The following is an 11,007-nucleotide window of genomic DNA, read 5'->3' as shown; positions in this document are numbered from 1 at the left end:
ATTTATCGACGAAATTTATTTTTAAAAATGAAAAGCTTCTGAATCCAGTCATAACTTCCGGGTTTCTCAGCACACCGGGCCTATTTCTGGCAGAAGCTCCTCATTTTCTATTCCTGAAATCATGTCTTCAGACATGAACAGATATTAACACGTTTTTTCTTAATAAGCTCTGGCAAAAACAACCGTATGCTTGGCAGGCTGACCGCATACCAGACAGGTGTGTTTTTCTTCCGCAGGGCTGAACGGAATGTTCCGGCTTGTTGCCCCGGTCTCTTCCTTAACCTTGCTCTCACATTCGGAAGAGCCGCACCAACCAGCCAAAGAGAAGCCGCGTTTTTCTTCCATGCTTGCCTTCATTTCTTCCAGCGTATCTACTGAATAGAAGTTATCCGTCATAAACTGCTTGGCACGGTCGAACATTTCGCGCTGTACCTGATCCAGCATGGTATTAACCTCTTCAACAAGATTCGCCTGCTGCACCACTTTTTTCTCACCGGTAATCCGGGATACGAGCACGCACACACCGTTTTCCATATCGCGTGGTCCGATCTCAAGACGTACCGGCACACCGCGCATTTCATACTCGTTGAATTTCCAGCCAGGACGCACATCGCTGCGGTCGTCAACGCGAACGCGGATGCCTGCTTTTTTCAGTTCAGCAAACAACTCGTCCGTACGGCCAACGACAGCTTCCCAGGTTTTTGGCGGTCCAATCGGAACCATAATAACCTGAGTCGGAGCCACTTTCGGCGGCAATGCCAGACCGCGGTCATCTCCGTGCACCATAATCATCGAGCCAATTAGGCGGGTGCTAGTACCCCAAGAGGTCGTATGCACATATTCCTGCTTGTTGTCGCGGCTTAAGTATTGGATGTCAAAAGCAACCGCGAAGTTGGTTCCGAGATAGTGGGAGGTACCTGCCTGTACAGCACGTCCGTCCTTCATCATGGCTTCAATGGAGAATGTATCCACGGCGCCGGCGAATTTCTCGGATGGCGTTTTCTGACCTGTAATAACCGGAATGGCCAGATATTCTTCCACAAAGTCACGGTAGACTTCGAGCATTTTCATCGTCTCTTCGCGTGCTTCTTCTTCCGTCTCATGAGCCGTATGGCCTTCCTGCCACAAAAACTCACTGGTACGAAGGAATGGCAGCGTACGTTTTTCCCATCTTACCACGTTCGCCCATTGGTTGATCAGTACAGGCAAGTCGCGGTAGGACTGAATCCATTTCGAATACATATGTCCAAACATCGTTTCGGACGTCGGACGGATCGCCAGACGCTCTTCCAGCTTGTCTCCGCCTGCTTCGGTTACCCAAGGCAGCTCCGGATTAAAGCCCTCGACATGCTCTTTTTCCTTCTGGAAGAAGCTTTCTGGAATGAAGAGCGGGAAATATGCATTGCGATGCCCCGTTTCTTTGAAACGGCGGTCCAGCTCTTTTTGAATATGCTCCCAAATTTCATACCCGTCCGGACGGAATACAATACAGCCCCGGACAGGCGAGTAATCCATAAGATCTGCTTTTTTAATAACATCGATATACCAGCGGGAAAAATCCTCTCCCTGCGGTGTAATCTCAGTCACAAATTGTTTATCGTTTGACATAAAAATGGATTTCCTCCCAAGTATCATCAATTAACCGTTGATTAATCGTAATATATCATTGTAGGTTACTGCAATCATTAATAAGAACAGCATCGCAAAGCCAACAAAATGGACCATGCCTTCCCGGCTCGGATCAATCGGTTTCCCGCGTATAGCTTCTACACCCAGAAATACCAGACGGCTTCCGTCCATTGCTGGAATAGGCAGCAGATTGAATATTCCAAGATATAAGCTTAGGATCGCAGCCCAATACGTAAGCTGTTCAATCCCCTGCTTGGCAATCTGCCCTGTCACTTCAAAGGTCCGCACCGGTCCGCCAAGGTCGTCCATATTGAACTGTTTAATCAGCTGACCAAAGCCTTGGAAAATAATTTTGGTCGTATCAACCATCGCTTTTCCCGAACCGGTGATTGTCTCGCCGAATCCTGCCTTCCGTGTTGGAAGCTGAGGCGTAATACCTACTTTCCCGCCTTCCTGGCCTTCCATGGCCCGTGGCGTCAACGTGACATTAAACACTTCATCTCCACGGCGGATTGTCCATTTCATCGGTTTGCCTTTAGATTTCGAAGTCATATCGATCATCTTCTGGTAATCCGCACCGATCTTGACGCCGTCAATGGTCTCGACAATATCGCCTTTTTTCAGATTGGCTTCATCCGCTGGCATGCCTTTTGTTACTTCGCCGATTTGAACATACGTCGGATTCTCCAGCGGAATGCCTGCCATCTGTATATGAACCCCGAATAATATAAACGCCAGTAAAAAATTCATCAGCGGTCCTGCAAATATAGACATCGCCCGCTGTCCAACCGTCTTGCTGCCGAATTGGCGATCCCGCGGAGCAATTTGGGTTTCTTTGGATTTCGTTACGAGCATCGCCTGCGGATGAATCGGATACTGCTGGATTTCGCCGTCAACATCCATCCGGATTTTGAGGCTGTCCGTCAAGTCAATGAATTCCACTTCACCACGAATCACGTTCTTCCGGTTATCCAGCTGATCCAGGTAAATCTTCTTCACTTCACCGTCTTTCACCCTTACGGCAATCGTCTGTCCCGGGTGGATCTCTACCAGCTCAGGATCTTCACCGGCCATCCGTGCGTAGCCTCCAAAAGGAAGCAGGCGAAGCGTGAATTGGGTTTCCCCACGTTTATAAGAAAACAGTTTCGGACCGAAACCGATCGCAAACTCCCGTACCAATATACCGGCACGTTTGGCGAAATAATAATGCCCCCACTCATGGACCGTCACAATGACGAAAAACATGAGTACCGTCAAGAATACTACCTGCACCATTTCCAATTCGTCGCATCCCCCTTTATTGTCTGAGACCGAAGTTTCCTAATCTGTGAACCAAATCATGCAATTGATTCTTATAGAATGAATTATTGTCCTTCTGATAGATGATTAAGCCCTCTCGCCTTTGTTCAGCACAGCTGCTCTTTAGGCTCGTCTCTCAATTCAGTCTATATAGATTATCATTATTCTCCGGCCCCGCACAAGAGAATCACTTTTGAGTCATTTTTAGATAAGGGAGAAGAGTGGGTCCTTGCGGTTAAAAGACCCCGCGCGCTGTTTACAGCCTGGATGCGGCTTCCCGGGTGCGCTTGTCGCACTCCTCGATCTCCGCAAGTTCAGGTACTGAAATGTTGTGATGCTGATCAAGCACTCTTTCGATAATATCCTCAATTTGCAAAAATGAAATCTCCCTGCGCAAAAACCGCGCAACAGCCACCTCGTTGGCAGCGTTAAATGCAGTTGTGGCTGTACCACCCATTTTACCACATTCATATGCCAGTCTTAAACAAGGGAACCGTTCAAAGTCCATTTCTTGGAAATGGAGTCTGCCCACTTCAGCGAGCGACAGGCGCTGCGAAGGAGAATCCCACCGCTCCGGATACGTGAGCGCATACTGAATAGGCACCCGCATATCCGGATTGCCCAACTGGGCGATGATGCTTGTATCTCTGAATTCCACAAACGAGTGAATAATACTTTCAGGGTGCAAGAGTACGTTGATCTGCTCATAAGGCAGTCCGAACAGCCAGTGGGCTTCAATGACCTCGAGCCCTTTGTTCACCATCGTCGCCGAATCTATCGTAATTTTGGCTCCCATGGACCAATTCGGATGCTTCAGGGCATCTTCGACCGTAACGTGCTTTAATTCCTCGCGAGTCCGGTCTCTGAAAGAGCCGCCCGAGGCGGTCAGTGTAATGCTGGACAAATCCCGGCGGTTCTCTCCGTTCAAGCATTGAAAAATAGCGGAATGCTCACTGTCGATTGGCAGCAGCTTCACGCCTTTTTGGTTCGCAAGTTCTGTGACGATGTGTCCAGCTGTGACGAGTGTTTCCTTATTGGCAAGACCAATCGTTTTTCCGGCTTCAATCGCAGCGAGTGTAGATGGGAGTCCGAGACTGCCCATCACGGCTGTGACGACCATCTCGGCATCTGTACCGGCCGCGATTTCGATCAATCCCTGATCACCATAATACACCTTGGTTCCTTCCGGAACATTCGGCTTAATCTGTTCAGCCAATTCGCGGTTTGCAACGGAAATTTTGCGCGGTTTGAACTGTCTTACCTGCTCAAGGAGCAGAGATATGTTCGTTCCTGCCGCAAGACCATCGATCTGAAAATGGTCAGAATGCTTTGCCACTACATCCAGTGTCTGTGTACCAATGGAGCCCGTGGAACCGAGCACGCTAATCTTTTTCATGACAAACCTTCTCTCGTTTTAATAAGGCAACAAGCTCACGATATGCACAAACGGAAAGACGATGATCCAGCTATCGCAGCGGTCCAGAATGCCTCCGTGCCCCGGCAGCAGCGTGCCGGAATCCTTGATGCCATAAACGCGTTTGTAGGCGGATTGTATCAAATCTCCCAGCTGTCCGGCTACCGCACATGCAAGTCCGATCGCCAGGGCCTGTCCAAAGGCCAGAATGCCTCCGGAGAATAGAGAGAACACCACTGCAGTGATCATAGAAATGACCACGCCGCCAAGCGCGCCTTCAATGGTCTTATTCGGACTGATTGCAGGCCAGAGCTTATTTTTGCCAATCCATTTCCCGACAAAATAAGCTCCCGCATCGCTCGCCCATATAGATACAAGCAGCAGGAATGTCCAGAACAAGCCATGCCCGTCCGGCGTGGTCCGGGTGCCGGCGATATAAGAAAAGCCGACTCCGATATAAACTGCGCCCAAAAACAGCATGGCTGCCTGCTGGATTCCGATTTTATTCTTCGTTAAGACCGTCACCAGCATGAACAAAAACATGAGCAGCCAGATCCCTTGAGCCCATGACAGCGGGAACTCTACGTCCATCAGCTTCCATGGAAACACAAACATCAGAACGCCAAGATAACCAAGCAACGCTGTACCGCCAAATGGAGAAATCTTAGTCATTCGCACGAATTCATAATAACCGATCATCGCCATCGCCAGTACGATGAGATGGTAAGGAAGCCCTCCAAGCAGGCAAAATCCCAAAAAAACAACTCCAGCTATAATTCCGGTAATCAGTCGTTGTTTCAACGATTCTCTCCTCCATCAGGCTAAGTAAGGCCGCCGTACCGCCGTGTTCTGCGCTGGTATTCAGCGACCGCTTCATATAAGTGTTGTTCATTGAAATCAGGCCAGTAAACATCTGTAAACCACATTTCGCTGTAAGCCATCTGCCACAGCATAAAATTGCTGATCCGCATCTCTCCGCTGGTGCGTATGATCAAGTCTGGATCCGGTATTCCGCTGGAAAGCATATAACGATCCAGCATTTCCGGCGAAATGTCGGCCGGGTCCAAAGCGCCTGACTGAATCTGACGTCCGAGCTCACGCATGCAGTCAGTGATTTCCTTACGACTGCCGTAGTTGAGCGCAAAGTTAAGCACCAGCCCGTCATTGTTTTTCGTGCGCTCCACAGCTTCTTCCATGGCGCTTATGGTATAGGAAGGCAGTCCTTCACGGTCACCCATCATCCGAACCTGCACATTTTTCTCGATCAGTTCATCCAGCTCGATAGCCAGAAATTCCTGCGGCAGACGCATCAGAAAATCGACTTCATCCTTTGGACGCTTCCAGTTTTCTGTCGAAAAGGCATACATCGTCAAATACTTAATTCCCAGCTTATCGGCGGCAATCGTGGTCCGTTTTACGGCCTTCATTCCATTTCTATGCCCGATAAAGCGCGGCAGTCCATGGCTTTTCGCCCAGCGTCCATTACCGTCCATAATAATGGCGACATGCTCAGGAACATTGTCCATTGATCGCTCTGGCGGCTGAATATTGTTTTCACGTGTCCACCACGATCGAACTCGTTTGATCATTCTAGTTCCTCCATGCGGGTTTCTGCAAAAAAAGACACAAACCCCACCATAATAGGAGGGGCCGCAAGTCTCTTATACTTCCATGATCTCTTTTTCTTTAGCTACGAGCACTTTGTCGACTTCCGCGATGAATTTATCCGTCGTTTTCTGGATATCGTCCTGGTGACGACGGGATTCATCTTCAGATATATCAGTTTTTTCCATTTTTTTGATGTCGTCATTCGCATCGCGGCGGATATTGCGGATAGCCACTTTTGCTTCTTCACCGAACTTCTTGGTCATTTTCACCAGTTCCGTACGGCGTTCCTCGGTCAGTGGCGGAATAACAAGACGGATGGTAGTCCCGTCATTCGCAGGGGTAAGTCCAAGATCAGATTTCATGATCGCTCTCTCGATGTCAGACATCGAGGATTTATCCCAAGGCTGAATCATCAGCGTACGCGTATCTGGAGTATTAATGTTAGCCAGTTGGTTCAGTGGAGTCATCGCTCCGTAGTATTCCACCTGAATCCGGTCCAAAAGGGCTGGAGTCGCGCGTCCGGCGCGCAGCGTTACCAAATCTCTTTTCAAAGCGGAGATTGCTTTTTCCATGCGTTCTTCCGCGTGCTTTTTTACCGTTTGGGGCATTAGTCTACACTCCCTTTGACGATCGTTCCGATTTTCTCACCCTGAACGACTCGTTTGATGTTTCCTTGCTCAGTAATCGCAAATACGATCAGCGGAATATTGTTGTCCATGCACAGGGAGGATGCTGTGGAGTCCATCACACCCAGGTTCTTATTCAGTACGTCCAGATAAGTCAGCTGCTCATACTTTTCTGCCGTGCTGTCTTTGAAAGGATCAGCGGAATACACGCCATCCACTTTGTTTTTGGCCATCAAAATCACTTCGGCTTCAATCTCAGCTGCACGCAGCGCCGCTGTCGTATCCGTCGAGAAGAACGGGTTGCCAGTACCTGCCGCAAAAATGACGACACGGCCTTTTTCCAGGTGACGGATGGCTCTGCGGCGAATATAAGGCTCCGCAATTTGCTGCATGGCAATCGAAGTCTGCACACGTGTAGGAACATCAATCTGCTCTAGCGCATCCTGAAGTGCCAGCGAGTTCATTACCGTCGCAAGCATTCCCATGTAATCAGCCGTTGCACGGTCGATACCGCTCGAGCTTCCGGCAATGCCGCGCCAAATGTTGCCGCCGCCGCAAACAATTGCGACTTGAACACCAAGTTCTACAACTTCCTTCACTTGTTCAGCAATGGATGCAATTGTTGCCGCATCAATGCCGTATCCGTTTTGACCTGCGAGAGATTCTCCGCTGACCTTCAAGACAACTCGTTTAAAAATAGGCTCTTTCAAAATGTTTACCCTCCACTTTAAGACAGCACCTGTCTGGTGCCAGTTTTAGAAACCGTCTTTGCTTTCTGCTCTGCAAGCGCAGAGCTTACCAGAACTGATGTCACTACTCATACTCTAACAAATTCTTATTCTTATATCTTAAGAAAAACTTCCGATGCCGGCACATAGCCTTGCAGCGGATGTTTTTCTTAAGAAATCAGGCGGCATTTCATGCAAAGCGATACTTTCTGATCTCTGAAAAAAGAGGGAACACTGGCGTGTTCCGCTCTTTATTGTACACTATTTATTCAGGCGTATAAACTGCGCCGATCAAATGCTTAGTTTTTAACTTGAGCCATAACTTCTTCAACGAAGTTATCCACTTTTTTCTCCATGCCTTCGCCCAGCTCGTAACGAACAAAGCGGCGGATCGAGATGTTTTCGCCGATCGTGCTGATTTTTTCTTTCAGCAGCGTAGCGATGGTTTTGTCCGGATCTTTAATGAATGGCTGCTCAAGCAAGCAGAACTCTTCATAGTATTTACCGATACGGCCTTCAACCATTTTTTCAACGATTTTTTCAGGCTTGCCTTCGTTCAAAGCTTGAGCCTTCAAAATTTCTTTTTCCTTCTCGATTTCTTCTGCAGGCACCTCTTCACGCGCTACGTAACGAGGGCTAGAAGCTGCGATATGCATTGCGATGTCGCGTGCAAACTCTTTGAATTGATCCGTTTTGCCCACGAAGTCAGTTTCGCAGTTGATTTCAACGAGAACGCCGATACGTCCGCCGCCATGGATGTAAGATTCAACAACACCTTCGGTTGCTACGCGTCCAGCTTTGTTAGCTGCTGCAGCAAGACCTTTTTCACGAAGAACTTCAATTGCTTTGGTGATGTCGCCATTTGCTTCTTCAAGCGCTTTTTTGCAATCCAGCATACCTGCGCCTGTTTTTTCACGAAGCTCTTTTACCGCACTAGCACTAACTGCCATGGAATATTCCCTCCAAAAAGTTGTTCATTTAATTTTTAGTTTTGCCAGCGCCGCGGTTTTCGCGGTACTTTGCTCTTAGATATAACCAAGCAGTATCATACAGATGCCGCTCCTCTTATATCTTAAAAAAAGGGCAGTGAGAGGTTATACACCTACCAACCACCCTTTTCATTTAATTCATGTCTATACTTGCTCCCTGCTGAACTTAGGCAGTTGTCTCTTCGCCTTGGTGAGCTTCCACCACTGCGTCAGCCATTTTGCCAGTCAACAGTTTTACGGCACGAATCGCGTCGTCATTACCAGGAATAACGTAGTCGATTTCGTCCGGATCACAGTTTGTATCTACGATACCTACAATTGGGATACCCAATTTGCGAGCTTCGGCAACTGCGATACGCTCTTTGCGAGGATCAATGATGAACAGGGCGCTAGGAAGGCCTCTCATGTTCTTGATACCGCCAAGGAATTTTTCAAGACGATCTTTCTCTTTGCGGAGAAGGATAACTTCTTTTTTAGGTAGAACAGCAAAAGTGCCGTCTTCTTCCCACTTCTCAAGTTCTTTCAAACGGTTGATACGTTTTTGGATTGTTTCGAAGTTAGTCAAAGTTCCGCCGAGCCAACGTTGGTTGATGTAGTACATACCGCAACGTTCAGCTTCTTCTTTCACGGAGTCTTGAGCTTGTTTTTTCGTGCCGACGAACAGGATTGTTCCGTTCTCTTCAGCTACGCTCTTAACAAAGTTAAAAGCTTCTTCGACCTTTTTAACTGTTTTTTGCAGGTCGATGATGTAAATACCGTTTCTTTCAGTGAAGATATATCTATCCATTTTCGGGTTCCAACGACGAGTTTGGTGACCGAAGTGAACACCAGCTTCGAGAAGCTGTTTCATGGAGATAACTGCCATCTTCACACACCTCCTAAGTTTGGTTTTATTTGTGTCCTCCGCTGTGTTCATTTTCCGTCAAGACTCTCCATCAGGAAAGCACCCTTTACGAAATCCGACAGCGTGTGTTTTAACACCGTCATTTAATATACCATAAGTGAATGACTGATGCAACGCCTATCCTAAGGGTTTTACAAGCCCATGAAAAAGACCGAAAAAAACCGTCCGGCAGTATGTCCATCAGCTAGGCGGTTTTGTCGTGATTTTGGAAATAATGCTGTTAAAATCCTCTCCCGGAGTAAACTCGTACGTACCCGTAAGAATCTTGGTACTCTTTTTTTGACTTCTTCCTTCTTGAACAAAAGAAGCTGCGTCAGAAATAATCCCCGATTCTTTCAATGTATCGGCCACGTCCGTTAGGTTGCTCCCGCTCGAGATCTTGACGCTGACCGAAGGCGACGCGGGTGCTTGGGGGCTTTTGCTGGCAGCATGTTCTTCCGTCTTCGGAGTTTGGCCGTCGGCCTTAGGATCCGGAGATGCTGGCTGCTGAGGTGTTTTTGGAGCTTCCGTCTTAGCCCCCGCTGCCGGAGCCTTCACACCGCTTCCCTGAGGCTTGGAGCTTTTATCGATCATCTGCTGCTTCCATTCCGCTTCAGTCATGAGTTTATCATCAGGATCCACAACTTTCAGATTCATAGCTTCAGCCTGCTCTTGCAGCTGCTCTTTGGTCAGCTTGTCCACCGCAGGTGTTTGTTGATGAGCCTGCTGGTCCGTCCCCACATTCATCAGCTGCAGCAAAAGAGCCCCAACCAGCAGACCGCTGCCTAGACCAATCATAAATGAACGATTTTTGATCACAGCGATTCCTCCTGTTTGGCAAGCTGAAGGATAAGCTGAACCTCACCTCTCTGCATGCCAACCAGTTTGGCGATGCCATCCACGGATTTGCCTTGAGTATGAAATTCAAAGAGATCCGGATAACGTTCACGGATGGACGGCTCCTTTGGCTGCGTATTGGAAACAGCATCGGGCTCAAGCGGCTGAGGCGGCTGCTTACTAGCAATCTGCTGTACGGCGGCTGCTTCCTGAGCCTGTGCCAGCATAACAGATGCGGCTTGCTGGCTCCCTTGCTCTGCCGCTGTTAAGCGTGTTTCATACTGAAGATTTTGCTGCTCCAACAGAACCAGACGCTGCCGCATTTCGCTAAGCTGCTCCTGCTGTGCCAGCTGCCTGGATGCAGTCTCCTGCTTCATTTGAGCGATCAGCCCGACCAGTTCCTCATTTTCTCTTTCGATCTCAGCCATGTACTGCTCCAAGGTCGCTTCTACTTCCTGAACCATTTTATCTTTGTCTAAAGAAGACTTGTCGACTTGCCGTTTAGGCAACATAAGAGCATATACAATGGCAGCAGCACCTAAAATAGCGACAATCATCCACGGTTTCAAACCTTTTGTTCCCCTTTAACTACTTATTTTCATATCTGCCTTTAGGCTGCTATAAATTCCGCAAGCTAGAGAGAAACATCAAGATGGTGCCCTTTAAAAGGATGCTCCGAATGATGTTCCTCTGGCTCCTGTTTGGATTTCTTGGAATTTGAGCCTTCATGATGAGAAGAATGCTGTTTTCCGTCATCCCGCACTGCAGCATTCGCCGTCTCGTCGATTCCTGAGCTACGCTGGCGGTGCACCTGATCTTCCTTCAGCTGTTGTCCCGCCATAAATTGCTGATCTTGGGAGGTTCTGTGGTGAACATCGTTTTGTACCTTGCCGGCCTCCGTTGTACGAGGAATGGCAATTTGCATTTCTACCGATTTCATACTCACGAATATCACCTGCCTGCAAAGGATAGCCGAGATTCATTAGCCCGGCGA

At 48.3% G+C, this 11,007-nt stretch carries 12 protein-coding genes; all 12 read right to left on the bottom strand.

Annotated elements, in window-relative coordinates:
• Window positions 1-159: 159 nt before the first annotated feature.
• The 12 genes from proS to MUG84_RS02600 all read right to left on the bottom strand — a co-directional run bounded on the left by proS (window position 160) and on the right by MUG84_RS02600 (window position 10,953).
• Window positions 160-1,608 (bottom strand): proline--tRNA ligase, encoded by a 1,449-nt coding sequence (proS, locus tag MUG84_RS02655; protein WP_244719358.1) that lies wholly within the window; start codon window positions 1,606-1,608, stop codon window positions 160-162.
• Between the two features lie 30 nt (window positions 1,609-1,638).
• Window positions 1,639-2,904, bottom strand: a complete 1,266-nt coding sequence (rseP, locus tag MUG84_RS02650) for an RIP metalloprotease RseP (protein WP_425313143.1) — start codon at window positions 2,902-2,904, stop codon at window positions 1,639-1,641.
• Between the two features lie 280 nt (window positions 2,905-3,184).
• Complete coding sequence (locus MUG84_RS02645; protein WP_244719333.1) at window positions 3,185-4,324, bottom strand: 1-deoxy-D-xylulose-5-phosphate reductoisomerase; 1,140 nt, start codon at window positions 4,322-4,324, stop codon at window positions 3,185-3,187.
• Between the two features lie 18 nt (window positions 4,325-4,342).
• Window positions 4,343-5,143, bottom strand: a complete 801-nt coding sequence (locus MUG84_RS02640) for a phosphatidate cytidylyltransferase (protein ID WP_244719328.1) — start codon at window positions 5,141-5,143, stop codon at window positions 4,343-4,345.
• 20 nt (window positions 5,144-5,163) lie between these two features.
• Window positions 5,164-5,931: an undecaprenyl pyrophosphate synthase gene (locus MUG84_RS02635; protein WP_244719324.1), complete on the bottom strand. Its 768-nt coding sequence runs from the start codon at window positions 5,929-5,931 to the stop codon at window positions 5,164-5,166.
• Window positions 5,932-6,003: 72 nt separating this feature from the next.
• Window positions 6,004-6,558 carry a ribosome recycling factor gene (gene frr, locus MUG84_RS02630; protein WP_244719321.1) on the bottom strand — a complete coding sequence of 185 codons (555 nt, stop codon included), beginning with the start codon at window positions 6,556-6,558 and terminating at the stop codon, window positions 6,004-6,006.
• On the bottom strand, window positions 6,558-7,286 hold the full coding sequence (pyrH, locus tag MUG84_RS02625) for a UMP kinase (RefSeq protein WP_036706960.1): 729 nt from the start codon (window positions 7,284-7,286) through the stop codon (window positions 6,558-6,560). The genes frr and pyrH overlap by 1 nt, the downstream gene beginning before the upstream one ends.
• Window positions 7,287-7,603: 317 nt before the next feature.
• On the bottom strand, window positions 7,604-8,254 hold the full coding sequence (gene tsf / locus MUG84_RS02620; RefSeq protein ID WP_244719318.1) for a translation elongation factor Ts: 651 nt from the start codon (window positions 8,252-8,254) through the stop codon (window positions 7,604-7,606).
• Window positions 8,255-8,459: 205 nt separating this feature from the next.
• Entirely contained in the window at window positions 8,460-9,158 is a 699-nt protein-coding gene (rpsB, locus tag MUG84_RS02615; RefSeq protein ID WP_244719315.1) for a 30S ribosomal protein S2, read from the bottom strand.
• Window positions 9,159-9,377: 219 nt separating this feature from the next.
• Window positions 9,378-9,995: a hypothetical protein gene (locus tag MUG84_RS02610; RefSeq protein WP_244719312.1), complete on the bottom strand. Its 618-nt coding sequence runs from the start codon at window positions 9,993-9,995 to the stop codon at window positions 9,378-9,380.
• Window positions 9,992-10,582 (bottom strand): DUF3450 domain-containing protein, encoded by a 591-nt coding sequence (locus MUG84_RS02605; protein WP_244719309.1) that lies wholly within the window; start codon window positions 10,580-10,582, stop codon window positions 9,992-9,994. Before MUG84_RS02605 ends, MUG84_RS02610 begins: the two co-directional genes overlap by 4 nt.
• 65 nt (window positions 10,583-10,647) lie before the next feature.
• Entirely contained in the window at window positions 10,648-10,953 is a 306-nt protein-coding gene (locus tag MUG84_RS02600; protein WP_244720892.1) for a hypothetical protein, read from the bottom strand.
• Window positions 10,954-11,007: the final 54 nt, after the last annotated feature.

The sequence above is a fragment of the Paenibacillus mangrovi genome (genome assembly GCF_022898935.1).
GTDB lineage: Bacteria > Bacillota > Bacilli > Paenibacillales > Paenibacillaceae > Paenibacillus_AQ > Paenibacillus_AQ mangrovi.
The sequence above is the reverse complement of the archived record's forward strand: the minus strand, read 5'-3'. Positions and strand labels throughout refer to the sequence as shown.

What these genes read in the sequence shown, in the direction of transcription:
- MUG84_RS02645 (WP_244719333.1), bottom strand. Translation starts at nt 4,324, where the DNA reads ATGAAAAAGATTAGCGTGCTCGGTTCCACGGGCTCCATTGGTACACAG.
- frr (WP_244719321.1), bottom strand. Translation starts at nt 6,558, where the DNA reads ATGCCCCAAACGGTAAAAAAGCACGCGGAAGAACGCATGGAAAAAGCA.
- MUG84_RS02600 (WP_244720892.1), bottom strand. Translation starts at nt 10,953, where the DNA reads ATGAAATCGGTAGAAATGCAAATTGCCATTCCTCGTACAACGGAGGCC.
- tsf (WP_244719318.1), bottom strand. Translation starts at nt 8,254, where the DNA reads ATGGCAGTTAGTGCTAGTGCGGTAAAAGAGCTTCGTGAAAAAACAGGC.
- rseP (WP_425313143.1), bottom strand. Translation starts at nt 2,904, where the DNA reads ATGGTGCAGGTAGTATTCTTGACGGTACTCATGTTTTTCGTCATTGTG.
- proS (WP_244719358.1), bottom strand. Translation starts at nt 1,608, where the DNA reads ATGTCAAACGATAAACAATTTGTGACTGAGATTACACCGCAGGGAGAG.
- MUG84_RS02635 (WP_244719324.1), bottom strand. Translation starts at nt 5,931, where the DNA reads ATGATCAAACGAGTTCGATCGTGGTGGACACGTGAAAACAATATTCAG.
- rpsB (WP_244719315.1), bottom strand. Translation starts at nt 9,158, where the DNA reads ATGGCAGTTATCTCCATGAAACAGCTTCTCGAAGCTGGTGTTCACTTC.